This is a genomic window from Kitasatospora sp. NPDC127067, assembly GCF_042724755.1.
Classification (GTDB): Bacteria; Actinomycetota; Actinomycetes; order Streptomycetales; family Streptomycetaceae; genus Kitasatospora; species Kitasatospora lactacystinica.
Genome location: NZ_JBHXEM010000001.1, coordinates 148,823 through 167,220 on the forward strand (window position 1 = coordinate 148,823; position 18,398 = coordinate 167,220).

Consider the following 18,398-nt stretch of genomic DNA (forward strand, 5'->3'; position numbering starts at 1 on the left):
GATCCGACGGGTCCGGACGGGCCACGATGGTTGCACCGGACGGCGGAGCACGCCGACCGGGTCGGTGACGCGGACCTGAGCGGCCGCCGACAGCGAAGACGAGCGGCAGCGGCACGAGCGGCAACGGCCGCATCGGTCACGACACGGAGAGGGCAGTCGGGCATGAAGGGCATCGTGAGCAAGGTCGCGCTGGGAGTCGCGGGTACCGGCATGGCTGTCGCCGTGGCGGCTGTGGCAATCGGCCCGCGGGTGTCCGACTGGTACGACGAGCACCACCAGCAGCAGGGCGCGTACGAGACCGGCACCCAGGCCAAGGCGGACCGCCGGTCGATGCCGACCTGGCTGCCCGACGACGCCTCCGGGGTGAAGTACCTGATGTCCACCACGGGCGACGACCGCCTGCTGCGCGCCACCCTCCCGGAGGGCCGGCTGCCCGCCGGTTGCACCGCCGGGCTGCCGGGCAAGAGCGCGCACCCGGTGCCGCAGGCGCTCAAGGCCGGCTGGTTCCCCGAGAGCGTCGCGACCAAGGCCACCGGCACCTGCGGGCACTACAACGTGGCCCTGACCGGCAACCAGCTCTACGCCTGGCAGGACGGCGCCGCGGTGCAGGCGGCGCTGCGCGCCGAGCATGTCGCCAAGCGCTGAGTCCGGCGACCGGCCCCGGGGCGCCCGCCGGCCGGGCGCCGGCCCTCCCGACCACTGCTGAGGACTCCTCCCGGCCACTCCGGCCCGGGGCGCGGAACGGAACGGCCCGCCGGGCACCGGAAGGTGCGGGCGGGCCGTCGTCGTGTGCGGGCCGGGCCGGGCTGCGGGGCGACCGCCGGACGCACCCTCACGGCCGAACAGCGCGCACCCCCGCTGTCGGAACCGGCCCGGGCTGCGATAGGACGGAGCGCGAACGAACCCCGCGTCACCCGTCCGTAAGGAGAACCATGCCCGGCCCGACCGTCGGCCCCACCGACGACACGTCGACCGCTGCCGCTCCCGCACCCGCCACCACTCCCGACCCCGAGTCCCCTGCCGCCCCGGCCCCGGCCCCAGCCCCCGCCACCGGCCAGGCCCGGCCCGGCTGGGCCGTGATCGCCGCCCTCGGCGGGATCGCCGCGCTCGGCCCGCTCACCACCGACCTCTACCTCCCGGGCCTGCCCGCGATCGCCGACGACCTGGTCGCCCAGCCGGCCGCCGTCCAGCTCACCCTGACCTTCTCGATGCTCGGGGTCGCGGCCGGTCAGCTGCTCTTCGGGCCGCTCAGCGACCGCTACGGGCGCCGTCGGCCGCTGCTCGCGGGGCTCGTCCTCTACACCCTGGCCAGCGTGGCGTGCGTGTTCGCGCCGAACCTGACGGTGCTGATCGTCGGCCGCTTCGTCCAGGGCGCGGCCGGCTCCGCCGGGCTGGTGATCGGGCGCGCCGTCTCCCGGGACCGCTTCCAGGGCGTCGCACTGCTGCGCTTCCTCGCCTCGATCGCCCTGATATCCGGGCTGGCGCCGATCCTCGCCCCGATCATCGGTGCGCAGCTGATGCGGTTCACCTCGTGGCGCGGCACCTTCGGCGTGCTCACGGCCCTCGGACTGCTGCTCACCCTGGTCTCGTTCGGTGTGCTGCGCGAGACGCTGCCGCCGGAGACCCGGGACCGCGGTGGGGTCGGTGCGGCCCTGCGGACGATGGGGAGGCTGCTGCGCAACCTGCCGTTCCTCGGGCTGGCGCTGACCAGTTCCCTCGCCTTCGGGGCGCTCTTCGGCTACATCAGCGGGTCGTCGACGGTCCTCCAGGACGTGTACCAGGTCTCGCCGCAGACCTACAGCCTGCTGTTCGGGCTGAACTCGTTCTCGATCGTGGTGATGACCCAGGTGAACGGACGGGTGCTGGCGCCGCGCTTCACCCAGCGGGCGCTGATGCTGGGCAGCCTCGCGGCGGCGGTCGCCGCCGGGGCGGCGCTGGTGCTGCTGACAACGGTGTGGGACTTCGGGCTGGCCGGGTTCTGCCCGCCGCTGTTCGTGATGATGGGCAGCCTCGGGGTACTGCTGCCGAACACCGCCGCCCAGGCGCTCGGCCTGGTCGAGCCGCAGGTGGCGGGCACGGCGTCGGCGCTGCTGGGGACGGGCAACTTCCTGTGCGGTGCGGTGGTCGCACCGCTGAGCAGCCTCGGCGGTCGGCCGTCCGCCGTGCTGCTGGCGCTGGTGGTCCTGGTCTGCGGGGTGCTGGCGACGGTGGCGTACCTGGCGCTGTGCCGGCCGGAGCGGATGCGGGCGGCGGGCGGCTGACGGTCGAACAGCGGCGAACGGACGCCGACGAACGGACGACAGGGAACAGATAACAGCGAACAGGTAACAGCGAACAGGTAACAGGGGACAGGGATCAGCGAACAGAAGACGGATGACAGCTGACAGAAAATGAAATCTGTCAGCTGTCATCCGTCATTCGTCGTTCGTCACCCGAAGCGGACTCAGGCGATGGAGAAGTCGTCCCCGTACACGTTGCCCTGGCCGTACCAGCCGTGCAGGTACACGGTGACGGTGCCGTTGGCGCCGGTGGTGAAGGGGACGGACAGCTTGGTCCAGCCGGAGGAACTGGTCCAGGCGCTGGCGGTGGCGCCGCCGCTGACGCCGACGTAGGCGTAGTTGCCCTGCACCCAACCGCTCAGGGTGTAGCTGGTGTTGGGCTTCAGGGTGACGGTCTGCGAGCACTCGCCGGTCTGGCCGGCGGTGGCCGCCGCCTGGAGCGCCTTGGTGCCGGAGTGGACCGGGGTGGAGACCACGGCGCCGCCGCTCTGGCAGGTCCACGGGGTCAGGCTGCCGCTCTCCAGGTCACCGTTGACCAGGCCGGTCGTCGGGCCGGCCCCGGTGATGGTCAGGGTGTAGGCCGCGGTGCGGCTGCCGGAGGGGCCGGTGGCGGTGACGCCGAGCTGGTAGGTGCCCGGAGTCGCGGCCGAGGTGGTGCTGATGTTGAGCGTGGCGCTGTTGCCGGTGGTGACGCTGCCAGGAGTGACGGTGGCGTTGATGCCGATGGTCGGGACGCTGATGACCGAGAAGTTGACGGTCTGCGCCGAGCCCGCGGTGGTCGCCGTCGTGATGGCGGCGGAGGTGGACGAACCGACCGCGACCGTACCGGAGTTCGGGTTCACGGCGACCGAGAAGTCGTTGCCGGGCTGGGTGCCGGTGACGTTAAGGGTGAAGGTGCCGGTGTGGCTTCCGGAGGCCGCCGAACCGGTCACCGTGATCGGGTAACTCCCGGGCGTCACACCGGAGATGGTGCTGATGTTGAGCGTTGCGCTGTTGCCGGCGGTGACGCTGCCGGGGGTGACGGTGGCGGTGACGCCGGCCGGGGCTCCGCTGACCGTGAGGTTGACGTTCTGCGCCGAGCCCGCCGTCACGGCTGTCGCGACGGTCGCCGAGGTGGACGAACCGGCGGTGACGGTGGCGGAGTTCGGACTGGCCGACACCGAGAAGTCGTTGTTCACCGTCGAGCCGCTGGTGAACGGCGCGAAGATGTGGCTGAAGTCCCAGGTGTTCTGGGTGATCCCGGAGCAGTTGTCGTTCCCGGCCGTGCCCGGGCAGCCGCCGTTGTCGCGCTGGAGCGCCCAGAAGGACAGCGTGTTGATGCCCTTGGAGACCGCCCAGTTGTACACGGTGTTGGCGTTGGCCAGGGTGAACGTCTCGGCCGGGCCGAAGTCGTCGACACCGATCATCTCGATGATCCCGATCGAACCCCACAGCTGGGCGGGGGTCTTGGACGGGTAGAGCTTGGCGAGCTGGTTGTAGAGGCCCTGCGCGGAGGTCTGGGTGTCGGCCGCCATGTCGTGGGTGGCGTTGTCGTAGTAGTCGAAGGTCATCATGTTGACGACGTCGATCCGCGCGTTGTTGCTGACCGCGTTCCGCAGCACCGCGAGGCCGCTGTCGGCCAGTCCGGAGGGGGTGGTCGGCAGGGTGTAGGAGAACTGGATGGTCCGGCCCTTGGTGGCCGCCCAGTCCTGGACGAGCTTGATCGCCTTGTTGCGGCGGTCGATCCCGCCGCTGTTGGTGAGCGAGTTGTCCTCGATGTCGAGGTCGATCCGGCTGACGTCGTAGGTGGTGATCACGTTCTCGAAAGCGGCCGCGATCTGGTTGACGTCGGTGCAGCTGTCGGCCAGCTCGGTGCCGGTGTTGTCGGCGGTGTAGCCGCCGAAGGACGGGATCACGTCCCCGCCGTTGGCGCGGATGGTCGCGATGTCGGCGCCGAAGGTGGAGGAGGACACCGGCTTGGAGGTGTCGCCGTTCCAGTACGGCGTGCAGGAGCCCTTGGTGGCGGCCTGGAGGAACGCCATGGTCAGGTGCTTGGCGCCGGACTGGGCGGCCAGCTGGGCCGGGCTCTGGCCGGTCCAGGACTCGAAGTAGGGGGCGAAGACCCGGCTGGGCAGCGGGGCGGCGGCCTGGGCGGAGCTCGTCCCCGCGGCGACCAGGCCGGCCGAGGCGGCCAGTGTGGCGCAGGCCGTCAACACGGCCTGGACTGTTCTGCGAAGGCGCATGGATTCTCCAACAGACTTGGTGGGGCAGGACGTTGGGGAGGTGCGGTCGGTCCGGGCAGGGCGGCCGAGTGAGGTCGGCCGCGATCCCGGGACCGGGGCGGATATCGGGAGTACGGGCGTGCGGGCGTGCGAACGCCCACCGGCTCGCGCGGACGCGGGCGGCGTGCGCATGCGCGCCGTACGGAGCGGGGGTGGAGCGGAACATGGCAGGGCAGTGCCTCAGCCGCCGGTGGTCACACCCCCACAGTGCATCCCGGTCGGATCGACATGCTTATGTTTGGACTAGACCACTGGTCTGTCAAGAGACCTAACAGTTCGTCAGCACACGGTCCGCGTGGTGAAAGGGGGCGGGAGGGGGGTCGGTGTCGGTGCTGGAGTCGGTGCCGGTGACAGCGAGAGGCCCCGAAACGAGAAGACCGTGGCCGCACCCCGGAAAGGGGTGCGGCCACGGCAGCCCGGCGCTCAGGACACCGGGCGGTTCATGGTGTCGCGGATCCGTGGACCTGTCGGCCCGGATCGGTGGCCTGGATCAGTGGCCGGAGTCAGCGGGACGGCGGGCAGAGCGTGGCGAGCAGCGCCTCGTTGATCTTCGCGGCGGTGTCCGGGCCGAAGCCCTGCGGGTGGTCGGCGGAGGTGAAGCGCTGGTTGGCCAGGTCGACCAGCTTCTGCTTGTCCTTGGGGAACTGGTACATCGACTGGCACTGGTTGCGCGCCCGGTCCACGGCCTGGTCCGGCTTGCCGCCGACGATCGCCGGGTCGATCGCGTCCAGCGCGGACACCAGCTTGGTCGCCAGGTCGGTGCCCGGCTTGGCGGGCAGTCCGGCGTCGGTGGGCGGGGCGGGCTTGGTCGGTGCGGGGGCTCCCGAGGTGCCGGCGTCGGGGGCGGGAGCGCCGGTGGCACCGTCGGTCGTGGGGGCGGCCGAGCCGGGCGCGGGAGCCGCGGGTGTGGTGGCGGAGTCGGAGGGCGCGGGGGTCGATGCGGCGGAGGCGGTGGGGGAGCCGGCCGCGGAGGTGGCCTTGTCCGAGCCCGAGCCCGATCCGGAGCTGGAGCAGGCTGCGAGGCTCACCGCGGCGAGTGCCGTGAGGGTGGCGGCGAGGAGACGAGTGCGCATGGCGCCCAGAGTGTCATGTTCGCGGCATGGAAGGGAAGGTGTCTCCCGTGGCTCAGGAGGATCGCCGGAACGGCGGGCGGCGGCCCGGAGGGAACTCCTCCGGGCCGCCGCGTTCACGATCCGCGGGCGTCCGCGGGCGTCCGCAGGCATTCACGGGCGTCCGCGGCGTCCGCGCCGGACCGCCGTCAGCCGAGCCCGTTGGACTTCAGCCAGTCCTTGGCGACCGCCGACGGGTCCTCCTTGTCCACCGAAACGCGCTTCATCAGAGCCACCAGCCCGGCGGTGTCGAGCTTGGCGGACACCGCGTTGAGCGCCGCCGTCGCGGTCGCGTCCACGCCCGCCTTGTAGACCAGCGGGGTGACGTTCTGCGCGCCGAAGATGTTCTTCGGATCGGCCAGCGGGACGAGCTTGTACTGAGCGATCTTCGGGTCGGTGGTGAACACGTTGCCGACCTGGATGTTGCCGTCCTTGAGCGCGTTCGCGGTGGTGTCGGCGGTGGGCTTCCACTCCTTGAAGGTCAGTCCGTAGACGTCCTTGAGCTGCTGCTCGCGACGGTTCTTGAACTCCGGCGGCCCGCCGATGGTGAACTCGCCGGCCTTGGCGGCAAGGTCGGCGATGCTCTTGAGGCTGTCCTTGTCGGCCGTCTCCTGGGTGACGCTGAGCGAGTCCTTGTCCTCGGCCGGGGACGATTCGAGGAGGCCCAGCGAGGCGGGCAGCGTCGTGGTGAGCGCCGCGTTCACGTCCTGGGTGGTGGCGGCAGTGGACTTGGGGTCCAGGTAGGCGAGCAGCGAGCCGTTGTACTCCGGCAGGACGGTCAGGTTGCCGCTCTGCAGCTGTCCGTAGAGCACCTCGCGGCTGCCGATGTTGAACTTCTCCTGGACCTTGACGCCCTTGGCCTTGAGCGCCTGCGAGTAGATCGACCCGAGCAGGACGTTCTCCGGGAAGTTGGCCGAGCCGACCACGACCGTCGACCCTGAGCCGCCTGAGCCACCCGAGCCGCCTGCCGGGGCCGAGGCGCTCGACCCCCCGCCGAGCGGGTCCCCGCCGGAGGATCCGCAGGCGGTGGCGCCGAGGGCGAGCGCGGCGAGGGTGCCGAGGACGACGGCGCGACGGCTTCGGTTGATTGTCGACATGATGACAAATGTCCTTCCGGAACGGGAGGTGAGGGGAGACGGACGTCAGTGGGGCCGCTGCTGGGCGCGCACCCCGGGCGGGAGCGCGAACCGGGCGAGCAGGGCGAAGAACAGCTGGGCGGCGACCGCGAGCAGCACCACCAGCAGCGCGCCGCCCACGGTCACGGCGTACTGGCGGGTCGCCAGCCCGTCGATGACGTAGCGGCCGAGGCCGCCCAGACCGACGTAGGCGGCCACCGTGGCGGTCGCGATCACCTGCACGGTCGCGGTGCGGAAGCCGGCCAGCAGGGTCGGCGCGGCCGAGGGCAGGCAGACCTGCCGCAGCACCTGGGGGTGGGTCAGCCCGATGCCGCGGGCGGCGTCCCGGACGTCCGGGTCGGTGCCGCGCACCCCCTCGACGGCGGCCACCAGCAACGGCGGCGCGGCGAGGGCGACCAGCGGGATCAGCACGGCGGTGTCACCGACCCCGGCGAGCAGCACGGCCAGCGTCACCAGGCCGAGGGTGGGCAGGGCGCGGGCGGCGCCCGCGAACGCGGTCACCACGGTGACGCCGCGCCCGGTGTAGCCGATCAACAGCCCGAGCGGGACGGCGAGCAGCGTCGCGCACAGCAGGGCCTCGCCGGAGAGCAGCAGGTGCTCGGCGACCCGGTGCGCGATCGAGTCCGGCCCGCTGAGGTGGTCCGGGGCGGTGAAGAAGTCGCCCAGCCAGTTCAGCCAGTTCACGAGCCGGCTCCCTTCTCCCGGACGGCCCAGGGCGCGAGCAGCCGCCGGGCGGTGACCAGCAGCAGGTCGACGGCCAGTGCCAGGACGGCGATCAGCGCGATGCCGGCCACGATCGGGGTGGGGAAGGTGCGCTGGAAGCCGTCGACGAACAGGTAGCCGAGCCCGCCGCGGCCGACCAGCGCACCCACGCTCGCCAGCGAGATGCTGGACACCGCGGCGACCCGCAGTCCGGCGATCAGGTACGGCACGGCGGCGGGCAGCTCGACCGAGGTCAGCCGGTGCCACGGCCCGTACCCCATCGCGGTCGCGGCCTGCCGGACGGCGTCCGGGACGGCGCGCAGTCCGTCCACGGTGGTCGGCAGCAGCACGGCGAGGGCGTAGAAGGTGAGCGGGATCATCACGGTCGCCTGGGTGGCGAGGCCGGTGTACGGGATCAGCACCACGAACACGGCCAGCGAGGGCAGCGCGTAGACGATGTTGAACACGGCGGACAGCGGCTGGTACAGCCGGGGGTAGCGGGCGCAGGCCAGGCCGAGCGGGACGGCCAGCAGCAGGCCGATGAGCACGGGGACGAGGGCGATCACGGCGTGGTCGGCGAGCAGGTGGCCGAGGTAGCCGAGGTGATCGCCGATCCAGTACCAGCGGACGATCGGTTCATCGTCCACCATCGGCTCCGTCCGTGCCGTCCGTGCCGTCCGTGCCGTCCGTGAGGCCGGTGTCGCTCGTGAGGCCGGTGAGGCCGGTGTCGCTCGTGAGGCCGGTGAGGCCGGTGCCGCTCGTGAGGCCGGTGAGGCCGGTGCCGCTCGTGTCGCTCGCGTCGTCCGCGTGGCTCCCGGCGATCGGGGGCTTGTCGATGCGGACGGGGGCATCGGCGGCCGGCGAACCGGAGGCGTCGGGCCGCAGCGCGGCGAGGACGGCCTCGCGGCTCGCGGTGCCGGTGACCCGGCCGTCGGCGTCCAGCGCCACGGCGACCCCGGCGGGGGAGAGGACGGCGGCGTCCAGCGCGGTGCGCAGGGTGTCGGTGTCCGGGTGGAAGCCGGCCGTCGGCCGGAGTTCGGCGACGACGGCGTCGCGGTCGATCCAGCCGATCGGGCGGCGCTCGTCGTCCAGGGCCAACTCCCAGCCCCCGTAACGGAGTCCGTCGCCCACCGGGCGGAGCTCGACGGCCCGGGCGGCGCGCAGGCCGAGGCCGCGCAGGCCCCGGTCGCGCCCGAGGAAGGCGGCCACGCCCTCGTCGGCGGGGGTGGTGAGCAGGGTGTGCGGGTCGGCCAGCTGGGCGATCCGTCCGCGCTCGCGGAGCACCACCACCTGGTCGCCGAGCCGGACGGCCTCCTCGATGTCATGGGTGACGAACAGCACCGTCTTGTGCAGCTCGGACTGGAGCCGCAGCAGCTCCTCCTGGAGCCCGGCCCGCACCACCGGGTCGACCGCGCTGAACGGTTCGTCCATCAGCAGCACCGGCGGGTCGGCGGCCAGCGCCCGCGCCACGCCGACCCGCTGCTGCTGGCCGCCGGACAGCTGGAACGGGTACCGCTTGGCGGTCTCCGGTGCGAGTCCGACCAGTTCGAGCAGTTCGGCGGCGCGGGCGCGGGCCTTCTTGCGGTCCCAGCCGAGCAGGTAGGGGACGGTGGCGATGTTGTCGATCACCTTGCGGTGCGGGAAGAGCCCGGCCTGCTGGATCACGTACCCGATGCCACGGCGCAGCTTGGCGGGTTCCAGCTTCGCGACGTCCGTGTCGTCCAGCAGGACCCGGCCCGAGGTGGGCTCGACCATTCGGTTGACCATGCGCAGCAGGGTGGTCTTTCCGCAGCCGGACGGGCCGACCAGGACGGTTATCCGACCGGTCGGGACCTCCAGGTCCAGGCCCTCGACCGCGACGGTGCCGTCGGGGTGGCGCTTTCCGGCGCCCTCGAATCTGATCACGTGGGAGTTTCCTCGTCAGGGCGCCCCCGGGGAGGCGGCGCCTGGGTCGTTCGGTCGTTCGGTCGGGTCGTTCGGTGACGGCGGTTTCAAGCGCCCGGGCGTACTTCCGCCCGCGTGGCTGCCCAGCTTTGGACCGGCGGAAACTCTGATCAGACTATGACCTGCATCATCTCCTGTCCTTGATTTACCGCCCGGCACGCGGTGGGACTGCGACCTCAGCCGCCCTGACGGGTCGGCAGACCGGAGGCCGCCCAGCCCACGAAACCGCCGTCCAGGTCGGTCGCCCGGTGCAGCCCCAGCTCGCGCAGGGAAGCGGCGGCCAGGCTGGAGGCGTAGCCCTCGGAGCAGACCACGATCACCTCGACGTCGTAGCCCGAGGCCTCGGGGATCCGGTGACTGCCCGTCGGATCGAGCCGCCACTCCAGCACATTGCGCTCGATGATCAGCGAGCCGGGGATCTCCCCCTCGGCCGCCCGCTGCGCCGCCGGACGGATGTCCACCAGCAGCGCGCCGTCCAACTGGGCCTGGTAGGCCTCGCGGGCGCGCGGCCGGTGCACGCCCTGCCGGGCCCGCTCCACCAGGTCGTCGATCGTGGTCACCATTGTTCCGGTCCTTCCTCGGAGGTGCGGACGAGCCCGCCGGCCCGCAGGTCGTAGTGCGCCATCGAGCTCAGCGGCGGCGAGTAGGCGTGCAGGGTGACGGCAGGGCCGACGGCGGTGTTGCGCACGTCGTGCACGTACTCGGGGCCGAAGGCGCGGGCGGTGCCGGCCGGGATCCGCCGGATCAGCAGGCCCTGCTCCGGGCCGCCGAGGGACAGCTCCTCCAACTCGCCGAGGGCGACGGTGAAGGCGCCGCGCGAGCCGCCGTGGTCGTGGAAGCCGGTGGACTGGCCGGGCAGCCAACTGATCAGCCACACCTCGTGGTCCTCGTCGGCCGCCAGGCGGCGGTACCAGCGCTCCTCGGTGGAGAGGCGGACGTGGTGGATCCACTTGTCGGGCCGCTCGGCCAGCTCGCGGACGATGGTCCGCAGGGTGCTGGGGGTGAGCGGCGCGGGGGTGTCCCCGGCGGGCGGCGGCGGTGGTGGCTCGGGGGCGCTCGCCGGGCTCGCGGAGCCGGCGGCGGTGGTTGTGCCGAGGGTGTCGGCGGTGGTGATGCCGGCGGTGGGGATGGCACCGGTGTCGGTGCCGGTGTCGGTATCGGTATCGGTGTCGATGTCGGCTTCGGGGCCGATGGCCGGGCGGGTGTGGCGGCTGATGCTCGGGCTCGGGCTCATGGGGCGTCCTCGGGTGCGGCGGGAACGTCGGCGGGAAGCGCCCGGCGTCCGGCGGCGTCGGACGGGCGCGGGCCGACGGAGCGGCTCGGCACGAACGGGTGCGCCGGGGCGGGGCAGGAGTCAGAACTGCGGGTGCGGGTGCGCGGCGCGGGACCTGGCGGACGTCACAGGGCGGGACCGGCGGGGGAGAGCAAGGTCAACAGGCACAGATGGAACTCGCCTGGCGTCGCAGATCGACGTGCAGGCGGCAGACCAGAGTGGCGCCGGAGTCCATGCGCCGGATCTTTCCCGAGCGAACCGGACGAAGTCAAGCCGAGCCGACGGCCCGCCGCCGCCCGTTGCCGGTGCCGGGCGGACCCGTCGGCCGCCGGTCGGACCGCCCTTCGAGCACTCCTCGACCGCCCTTCTCGACCGTCCCTCGTCCACTCCTCGACCTCTACTCCTCGACCAGGTGGCGCGGAACCGGTGGACCCGTGGCGGGCGGCGCCGACGCGGTGTCGCCCGTCGGCTGTGCGGGCACCGACCCGCTGGCGCCCGGCACCGGTCCGGCCAGTGCCTGGTCGGCCAGTGCCTGTTCGACCAGGGGCGCGGCCTGCTCGCCCAGGTGGCGGCCGAGTGTCTGGTAGGCGTCGAACTGCTGGTGGTCGAACCACTGGTCGCTGGTGCGGTCGTTCGGGAAGGCCCGGTTCGCCATCGCGTAGGCGTGCAGCTCGTACGGCATGTCGGGGGTCAGTACCGCCTGGAGGACGACCAGCCGGCCGTGCCGGACTGCCCCGGGCCCCTCGTCCAGGTCCGGGTAGCGGATGTCCCCGGTGATCACCGCCCGGGCCGAGAGCCGGGCGGAAAGCTGTGCCGCGAGCCCGCGCAAGGGAGGCCGGCGGCCCGCGCGGTCGTTCGTGCGGTCCTTCGCGCCGTCGTCCGCACCGCCGCCCCCGGCGGGTCGGTCGGTGGGCCGGTCGGCGGCGCTGCCGGGGATCAGCAGTTCGGGCTCGTGCAGGGTGATGACGACGCCCAGCTCCTCGCGGGCCAGGGTGATCGCGGCGGCCAGCTTGACGGCGTAGCCCGCGTCCCCGCTGGCATCGATGCAGACCGCCGTGCCCACCCGGTGCCGCAGCAGCTCGACCAGCCCGAGGTTCTCGTAGTGGCCGCCGTCGGTGGTGAGCAGGAAGCGGTCGTCGGCCGGGAACCGGCCGATCAGCTCCCGCAGTTGGTACGGGAGGCGGCGGACGGCCGGCTGCGCGGGGCGGCGCCAGTCCGGCGGGCCGGACCAGTCCGGGCCGAGCACCGCCGGGTTGGGCAGCCACGTGCCGAGGCGGGCGTTGGTCACCGCGAAGAGCCGCTGGTGGACCCGGGATTCCCGTCCCATCGCGGAGGAGAAGGCCGCGCCGGACACGGCCATCGCCGACTGCACGGTGAGGTCCCGGGCGATGTGCGGACGGGTGCGCCGCTCCAGCAGGTCGGTGCGCGCGTACCCGATGTCCGGACCGCCCACGTAGTCGTACGAGAGCGAGAAGGAGACCGCCGGACGGCCCGGCGGCGTACGGGAGTTGCCCGACAGGTTGGCCGCCGCCGAGAAGATCACCTGGGGGAAGTCGGGGCGCCGGGCGCCGTAGTGGCTCAGCCAGGTCTGCTCCCGGAAGAAGTGGTACGGGCGGGCCACCGACCGGCCGCCCTCGGTGGCGCGCCGGACCGCGAACGCCGAGGCCAGTCGCAGCCGGTAGAACGGGTGCAGGCTCATCCAGGTCTGGTCGAGGTTCAGCCCGACCGCGCCGAGCAGCAGCGGCAGCAGCACCTGGACGGCGGTCGGCCAGGCGTACCCGGTGGCGACCGCCCAGCCGAGGGCCAGCAGCGCACCGGCCGTCAGCGCCAGGAGGGCGGACCACACCACGAGGCTCTGGGGCAGTCCGGCGGCACGACCGCCGCGGGGACGGCCCGCACCGTGACCGGTGCCGCCGTCCGCCGTGCCCGGCGGGGTGGCACCCCGGCCGGGTGACCGGCGGTCGCGCCAGAGTATGCCGAGCAGCAGCGCCAGGTAGCTGAGTGCCACGGTCAGGCCGAGACCCGCGCCGGTCAGCTGCGGCCCGGCCGCCAGCGCCTGCTGCAGCCGCACCGCGCCCCAGGCCAGCTCCGGCACCGCCAGCACCCCGACGGCCAGCAGGGCGGCCAGCCCGAGGAGGCCGAGGTTGGCCCGGCGCAGGGCGCGCGGCAGCAGCGCCTGCCAGCCGAGCGACGGGAAGGCCAGCAGCCAGAGCAGCCAGCACCCGGCGGCCGTGGCCAGCAGCACGCCGAGGGCGGCGAGCGCGGGCACCCGGAACTCCAACGGGCCCGGTACGGCGTCGGTGTGGCGCAGCCCGGCGGCCGCCAGGTGGCTCAGGTCGGTGAGCGGTACGGCTCGGTAGCAGCGGCTGAGCCCGAGGCCGAGCGTCAGGACGGCGGCCAGCAGCAGGGTGAGCGCCGACAGGACGCCACGCAGCAGCGTCCCGAGGGCGACCAGCCACTCGCCGGCGCCGTCGGCGACGTACTTGCCGTGCCGGCGGAGGTGGTCCTCCTCGGGGGAGCCGGGTTCCATCACGGTGTCGGCCGTCAGGCCCGAGACGGCGTGCACCGGACTGCCGGGCGCCGAGTCGCTGAGCGCGAGCTGGAGCGCGCCGACGGTGTAGCCGCCGCCCGAGACGGAGACGAGGTAGCGGGCCCGTTTCAGCCAGGGCCGCAGCGACTGGAGCGCGCCGAGGGTGACGCAGGCCGAGCGGATGCCGCCGCCGGAGGCGCAGAAGCCGAGTTCGGCGGGTTCGCGGCCGGGCGGCACCCGGGCGGCGTCGCGCCAGCGGGCGTGCCGGACCGGGGTGTCCCGGGCGCCCGGCGGGCCGTGGGCGTCCGGAGACGCGGCGGCGGCCGGTGGGGCGCCGTGCCGGGTGGCGATCGGCCAGGGCGGGATCAGCGCCGGGCGCTCGGGGGAGTCGGTGCCGTGGGCCTTCGCGCTCGCCCGCGCCGGCCGGAGCCCGCGTACGGCGCGGGTGGCGGTCACCACCAGGAGCCCTGCCGCGACCGCCCCGGCGGGCAGGAGCAGCAGCCATTTGACGGTGGCGAGCGCGGTGGCGGCGGCGAAGGGGGTGTCGGAGCCGCCCGTGCCGGGGCGGAGGCCGTCGAGCCCTGCGCGCAGCAACGCGTCCTCGCCGAGGTCGCAGCAGGCCGCCAGCAGTCCGGCGCCGCCGACCGCGAGCGCCGGCAGCCGTCGGCGTGCCGGTCCGAGCAGGTACCCACCGAGCAGTGCGGTGGCGAGCAGCGTCAGCGCGTAGCCGCCGATCAGCCAGCCGTCGGCTCGCAGTGCGGCCAGGTGGTCCGCGACGCGCCCCCCGACCACCGCCTCTGCGGCCGCACGGGAACCGGCCAGTTGGAGGGCGATGTCCCGCACGTGCGGTGCCCGGTGCCGGAACAGCAGCCCGCCGAGGACGACCGGGACCAGTGCGCCGAGGGCGAGCAGCAGGCCGGCCCAGGCGGGCAGCGCGGGCGACCGAGCCGCGGAGCTTCCGCCCGCCGTCGTACCGGCCGGAACCGCGCCTCCCGCCTCGCCTCCCGCCGTGCCTGCTGCTCCCGCAGTTTCCGCCGCTTCCGCTGCGGAATTCCGCACCACCGCCATCGTCACCCCCGCTCGGTCGCCTCGATCCCCCGTGACCGAGCCGTCGAACTCGTATGAAACCAGCGAGGACTGACGGTCCATCGTGATCCACAGCGAAGTTCACGCGGCTCTTACCCGGCCATCGCCATGTGCGCACCTCGGGCGTTCGGTTTCACTCGAACGAGTAAGGAGGCCACTCTCGGGGTAGATCGTCTTTTCATCGCACCCCGGACCACCCGCGTGTCCGCGCAACAAGATCTCCCCAGACGCGTTTCCGTCAACGTATTGTCAGGCCACCGAGGCCGGGCCTACCGTCTACAGGTCGCTTTCTACGCACGTAGACCCTGTGGTTCCCCGAGCGGAACCGCGGGTCAGACCCGCCCCGTCAACCCTCAGACCGCGGGCCCGACCGCACGGCCGGACCGCGGAGTTGCGGAGGTACCCATGTCGCAGATCGTCCGTGCCGCGCTCGTCCAGACCCGTTGGACCGGCGACCAGGAGAGCATGATCGCGCTCCACGAGCGGTACGCCCGCGAGGCCGCCGCCCAGGGCGCGAAGATCATCGGCTTCCAGGAGGTCTTCAACTCCCCGTACTTCTGTCAGGTCCAGGAGGCCGAGCACTACCGCTGGGCCGAGGCCGTTCCCGACGGCCCGACCGTGCGCCGGATGCGGGAACTCGCCCGCGAACTCGGGCTGGTGATGGTCGTCCCGGTCTACGAGGAGGAGCAGCCCGGCGTCTACTACAACACCGCCGCCGTCATCGACGCCGACGGCAGTTACCTCGGCAAGTACCGCAAGCACCACATCCCGCAGGTCAAGGGCTTCTGGGAGAAGTACTACTTCAAGCCCGGCAACCTCGGCTGGCCCGTGTTCGACACCGCCGTCGGCAAGGTCGGCGTGTACATCTGCTACGACCGCCACTTCCCCGAGGGCTGGCGCGCCCTGGGCCTGGCCGGCGCGCAGATCGTCTACAACCCCTCGGCCACCAGCCGCGGCCTGTCCGCCTACCTCTGGCAGCTCGAACAGCCCGCCGCCGCCGTCGCCAACGAGTACTTCGTCGCCGCGATCAACCGCGTCGGCACCGAGGAGTACGGCGACAACGACTTCTACGGCACCTCCTACTTCGTGGACCCGCGCGGCCAGTTCGTCGGCGACGTCGCCTCCGACAAGGAGGAGGAACTCGTCGTCCGCGACCTCGACCTCGGCCTGATCGAGCAGGTCCGCCAGCAGTGGGCGTTCTACCGCGACCGCAGGCCCGACGCCTACGGACCGCTCGCCGAGGCGTGAGGAGCAGCGCGATGACCACCAACGACGTGCGGGCCGCCCGCGACCCGCACCAGCGCACCGTCGTCCGCGGCGGCCTCGTCATCACCGCGACCGAGGAGGTCCACGCCGACGTCCTGATCGAGGGCGAGCGCATCGCCGCCCTCGCCGCCACCGGCAGCTCCGCCGCCGGGGCCTGGACCGCCGACACCGTCATCGACGCCACCGGCCACTACGTCATCCCGGGCGGCGTCGACGCCCACACCCACATGGAACTGCCGTTCGGCGGCACCGCGGCCTCCGACACCTTCGAGACCGGCACCCGGGCCGCCGCCTGGGGCGGCACCACCACCATCGTGGACTTCGCCGTCCAGCCGGTCGGCGGCTCGCTGCGCGAGGGCCTGGACGCCTGGCACGCCAAGGCCGAAGGCAACTGCGCGATCGACTACGCCTTCCACACCATCGTCTCCGACGTCAACGACGCCGTGCTGAAGGAGATGGACGCCCTCGTGGACTCCGGCGAGTCCACCTCCTTCAAGCTCTTCATGGCCTACCCCGGCGTCTTCTACAGCGACGACGGCCGCATCCTGCGCGCCATGCAGCGCGGCGCCGCCAACGGCGGGCTGATCATGATGCACGCGGAGAACGGCATCGCCATCGACGTCCTGGTCGAGCAGGCGCTCGCCGCCGGGAGGACCGCCCCCCGCTACCACGGCGAGGTCCGCCGCGAACTGCTGGAGGCGGAGGCCACCCACCGGGCGATCAAGCTCGCCCAGGTGGCCGGCAGCCCGCTCTACGTGGTGCACGTCTCCGCCGCCGCCGCGCTCGCCGAAATCGCCCAGGCCAGGGACACCGGCCTCAACGTCTTCGGCGAGACCTGCCCGCAGTACCTCTTCCTCTCCACCGACAACCTCGCCGAGGAGGGCGCCGACGGCTTCGAAGGCGCCAAGTACGTGTGCAGCACGCCGCTCAGGCCGCGCGAGCACCAGGAGGCGCTCTGGCGCGGGCTGCGCACCAACGACCTCCAGGTGGTCTCCACCGACCACTGCCCGTTCTGCTTCGTCGGCCAGAAGGAGCTGGGCCGGGGTGACTTCTCGAAGATCCCCAACGGCCTGCCCGGCGTCGAGAACCGGATGGACCTGCTCCACCAGGCCGTGGTGGACGGGCACATCAGCCGGCGCCGCTGGGTCGAGATCGCCTGCACCACCCCGGCCCGGATGTTCGGCCTGCACCCGCGCAAGGGCACGATCGCCCCGGGCGCCGACGCCGACCTGGTGGTCTACGACCCCACCGCGGTGCAGACCGTCTCCGCCGCGACCCACCACATGAACGTGGACTACTCGGCCTACGAGGGCCGCCGACTCACCGGCCGGGCAAGGACGGTGATGTCGCGCGGCACCGTCGTGCTGGACGACGGCGCCTGGCTCGGCCGGGCCGGCCACGGCGCCTTCCTGCGCCGGGACACCTGCCAGTACCTGGTCTGAGTCCTCTCCCGCTTCCCGCCCCTTCCGCCGTGCGGCGTCACCTGGCGCCGCCTGCTCGCCGTTCCATCGCTCGCCGTTTCACCGCTCGCCGTCCGACCGCTGTCCGCTCGCCGCTCCGATCCGGTCGGTGGCCGGTCGGCGGCGGGCAGAACCCTTACCTGGAGCCCTCCATGGACATCGGCCTCGTCCTTCAGACCGACCCGCCCGCCCGGCTGCTCATCGACCGGATGATCCGCGCCGAGCAGGCCGGTTTCAGCCACGGCTGGACCTTCGACTCCTGCGTGCTGTGGCAGGAGCCCTTCGTCATCTACAGCCGGATCCTCGCCGAGACCGAGCGGATGACCGTCGGCTCGATGGTCACCAACCCCGGAACCCGCACCTGGGAGGTGACCGCCTCCACCTTCGCCACGCTCAACGACATGTACGGCAACCGGACCGTCTGCGGCATCGGCCGCGGCGACTCCGCCATGCGGGTCGCCGGACGACGCCCCGCCACCCTCGCCCGGCTCTCCGAAGCCATGTACGCCATCAAGGAGTTGGCCGAGGGGCGCACCGCCGAGGTGGACGGCACCGAGATGCACCTGCCGTGGGTTCGCTCCGGCGCGTCGCTGCCGATCTGGATGGGGGCGTACGGCCCGAAGGCACTGAACCTGACGGGCCGTCAGGCCGACGGTTTCATCCTGCAGCTGGCCGATCCTTACCTCACCGAGTTCATGGTCAAGGCAGTGCGGGCCGCCGCCGTCGAGGCCGGCCGGGATCCGGACTCGGTCACCGTCTGCGTCGCCGCCCCGGCCTACGTCACCGCCGACGACTCGCCCGAGGCGCTCGCCCACGCCCGGGAGCAGTGCCGCTGGTTCGGCGGGATGGTGGGCAACCACGTGGCCGACCTGGTCAGCCACTACGGCGAGCACTCCGACCTGGTGCCGGAGGCGCTCACCGACTACATCAAGGACCGGCAGGGCTACGACTACAGCCACCACGGGCGGGCCGGGAACCCGGACACGGCCTTCGTCCCGGACGAGATCGTCGACCGCTTCTGCCTGATCGGCCCGGCGGAGGCGCACCGGGCCCGGCTGGCGGAGCTCCGCTCGCTCGGCGTCGACCAGTTCGCCGTCTACGCCATGCACGACGCCATCGAGGCCACCATCGACGCGTACGGGACGGACGTCATCCCGCACCTGTGACGCCAGTCCGCGCAGTTCCGTGTGACGTCCTGCCCGTGCCGCCGATCGTGAACCATCCTGTGCGCCTGTCTGTGAACCCGGCCGTGAACCTGCCCGTGAAGCTGCCTGTGAAGCTGACCGTGAACCCGCTTGTGAACCCGCCCCTGACCCCAACCTGAGCCCGGCCGCGGATTCGGCCGTGGCGGA

15 protein-coding genes are annotated in these 18,398 nt (G+C 72.7%); 5 read left to right on the top strand and 10 right to left on the bottom strand.

What is annotated here, in order from left to right:
* Positions 1-162: 162 nt before the first annotated feature.
* Positions 163-645 (top strand): hypothetical protein, encoded by a 483-nt coding sequence (locus tag ACFWJ4_RS00630; RefSeq protein WP_359900458.1) that lies wholly within the window; start codon positions 163-165, stop codon positions 643-645.
* A gap of 287 nt (positions 646-932) precedes the next feature.
* On the top strand, positions 933-2,261 hold the full coding sequence (locus tag ACFWJ4_RS00635; protein WP_380537921.1) for a multidrug effflux MFS transporter: 1,329 nt from the start codon (positions 933-935) through the stop codon (positions 2,259-2,261).
* A 182-nt stretch (positions 2,262-2,443) separates the two neighbouring features.
* On the opposite strand, the gene ACFWJ4_RS00640 is transcribed toward ACFWJ4_RS00635, so the two are convergent.
* The 10 genes from ACFWJ4_RS00640 to ACFWJ4_RS00685 form a co-directional block, all read right to left on the bottom strand.
* Positions 2,444-4,501, bottom strand: coding sequence for a glycosyl hydrolase family 18 protein (locus tag ACFWJ4_RS00640; protein ID WP_380537923.1), 2,058 nt, complete (start codon positions 4,499-4,501; stop codon positions 2,444-2,446).
* 542 nt (positions 4,502-5,043) lie between these two features.
* Entirely contained in the window at positions 5,044-5,613 is a 570-nt protein-coding gene (locus tag ACFWJ4_RS00645; RefSeq protein WP_380537924.1) for a hypothetical protein, read from the bottom strand.
* Between the two features lie 185 nt (positions 5,614-5,798).
* Positions 5,799-6,746 (bottom strand): ABC transporter substrate-binding protein, encoded by a 948-nt coding sequence (locus ACFWJ4_RS00650; RefSeq protein ID WP_380537926.1) that lies wholly within the window; start codon positions 6,744-6,746, stop codon positions 5,799-5,801.
* A gap of 45 nt (positions 6,747-6,791) precedes the next feature.
* Positions 6,792-7,469: an ABC transporter permease gene (locus ACFWJ4_RS00655; RefSeq protein ID WP_359900468.1), complete on the bottom strand. Its 678-nt coding sequence runs from the start codon at positions 7,467-7,469 to the stop codon at positions 6,792-6,794.
* The gene (locus ACFWJ4_RS00660; RefSeq protein ID WP_359900470.1) at positions 7,466-8,137 is read right to left on the bottom strand and encodes an ABC transporter permease; all 672 of its coding nucleotides are present in this window, start codon (positions 8,135-8,137) and stop codon (positions 7,466-7,468) included. Before ACFWJ4_RS00660 ends, ACFWJ4_RS00655 begins: the two co-directional genes overlap by 4 nt.
* The gene (locus ACFWJ4_RS00665) at positions 8,124-9,392 is read right to left on the bottom strand and encodes an ABC transporter ATP-binding protein (RefSeq protein WP_380537928.1); all 1,269 of its coding nucleotides are present in this window, start codon (positions 9,390-9,392) and stop codon (positions 8,124-8,126) included. The genes ACFWJ4_RS00660 and ACFWJ4_RS00665 overlap by 14 nt, the downstream gene beginning before the upstream one ends.
* 215 nt (positions 9,393-9,607) lie before the next feature.
* Complete coding sequence (locus tag ACFWJ4_RS00670) at positions 9,608-9,994, bottom strand: rhodanese-like domain-containing protein (RefSeq protein WP_359900474.1); 387 nt, start codon at positions 9,992-9,994, stop codon at positions 9,608-9,610.
* Positions 9,988-10,665, bottom strand: coding sequence for a cysteine dioxygenase (locus ACFWJ4_RS00675; RefSeq protein ID WP_380537929.1), 678 nt, complete (start codon positions 10,663-10,665; stop codon positions 9,988-9,990). Before ACFWJ4_RS00675 ends, ACFWJ4_RS00670 begins: the two co-directional genes overlap by 7 nt.
* A 196-nt stretch (positions 10,666-10,861) precedes the next feature.
* Positions 10,862-10,939, bottom strand: a complete 78-nt coding sequence (locus tag ACFWJ4_RS00680) for a putative leader peptide (protein ID WP_107086570.1) — start codon at positions 10,937-10,939, stop codon at positions 10,862-10,864.
* A 162-nt stretch (positions 10,940-11,101) separates the two neighbouring features.
* Positions 11,102-14,293 carry a hypothetical protein gene (locus ACFWJ4_RS00685; protein WP_380537931.1) on the bottom strand — a complete coding sequence of 1,064 codons (3,192 nt, stop codon included), beginning with the start codon at positions 14,291-14,293 and terminating at the stop codon, positions 11,102-11,104.
* Between the two features lie 432 nt (positions 14,294-14,725).
* Between ACFWJ4_RS00685 and ACFWJ4_RS00690 the strand changes: the two genes are divergently transcribed.
* The 3 genes from ACFWJ4_RS00690 to ACFWJ4_RS00700 all read left to right on the top strand — a co-directional run bounded on the left by ACFWJ4_RS00690 (position 14,726) and on the right by ACFWJ4_RS00700 (position 18,212).
* Positions 14,726-15,568, top strand: a complete 843-nt coding sequence (locus ACFWJ4_RS00690) for a nitrilase-related carbon-nitrogen hydrolase (RefSeq protein WP_359900480.1) — start codon at positions 14,726-14,728, stop codon at positions 15,566-15,568.
* An 11-nt stretch (positions 15,569-15,579) separates the two neighbouring features.
* Positions 15,580-17,028: a dihydropyrimidinase gene (hydA, locus tag ACFWJ4_RS00695; protein ID WP_359900481.1), complete on the top strand. Its 1,449-nt coding sequence runs from the start codon at positions 15,580-15,582 to the stop codon at positions 17,026-17,028.
* Positions 17,029-17,198: 170 nt separating this feature from the next.
* Positions 17,199-18,212, top strand: a complete 1,014-nt coding sequence (locus tag ACFWJ4_RS00700; protein WP_380537933.1) for a TIGR03842 family LLM class F420-dependent oxidoreductase — start codon at positions 17,199-17,201, stop codon at positions 18,210-18,212.
* Positions 18,213-18,398: the final 186 nt, after the last annotated feature.

Excerpts from the sequence above, each read along its gene's own strand:
- ACFWJ4_RS00650 (WP_380537926.1), bottom strand. The coding sequence starts at position 6,746 with ATGTCGACAATCAACCGAAGCCGTCGCGCCGTCGTCCTCGGCACCCTC.
- ACFWJ4_RS00680 (WP_107086570.1), bottom strand. The coding sequence starts at position 10,939 with ATGGACTCCGGCGCCACTCTGGTCTGCCGCCTGCACGTCGATCTGCGA.
- hydA (WP_359900481.1), top strand. The coding sequence starts at position 15,580 with ATGACCACCAACGACGTGCGGGCCGCCCGCGACCCGCACCAGCGCACC.
- ACFWJ4_RS00660 (WP_359900470.1), bottom strand. The coding sequence starts at position 8,137 with ATGGTGGACGATGAACCGATCGTCCGCTGGTACTGGATCGGCGATCAC.
- ACFWJ4_RS00700 (WP_380537933.1), top strand. The coding sequence starts at position 17,199 with ATGGACATCGGCCTCGTCCTTCAGACCGACCCGCCCGCCCGGCTGCTC.
- ACFWJ4_RS00640 (WP_380537923.1), bottom strand. The coding sequence starts at position 4,501 with ATGCGCCTTCGCAGAACAGTCCAGGCCGTGTTGACGGCCTGCGCCACA.
- ACFWJ4_RS00690 (WP_359900480.1), top strand. The coding sequence starts at position 14,726 with ATGTCGCAGATCGTCCGTGCCGCGCTCGTCCAGACCCGTTGGACCGGC.
- ACFWJ4_RS00630 (WP_359900458.1), top strand. The coding sequence starts at position 163 with ATGAAGGGCATCGTGAGCAAGGTCGCGCTGGGAGTCGCGGGTACCGGC.
- ACFWJ4_RS00635 (WP_380537921.1), top strand. The coding sequence starts at position 933 with ATGCCCGGCCCGACCGTCGGCCCCACCGACGACACGTCGACCGCTGCC.
- ACFWJ4_RS00675 (WP_380537929.1), bottom strand. The coding sequence starts at position 10,665 with ATGAGCCCGAGCCCGAGCATCAGCCGCCACACCCGCCCGGCCATCGGC.
- ACFWJ4_RS00670 (WP_359900474.1), bottom strand. The coding sequence starts at position 9,994 with ATGGTGACCACGATCGACGACCTGGTGGAGCGGGCCCGGCAGGGCGTG.
- ACFWJ4_RS00645 (WP_380537924.1), bottom strand. The coding sequence starts at position 5,613 with ATGCGCACTCGTCTCCTCGCCGCCACCCTCACGGCACTCGCCGCGGTG.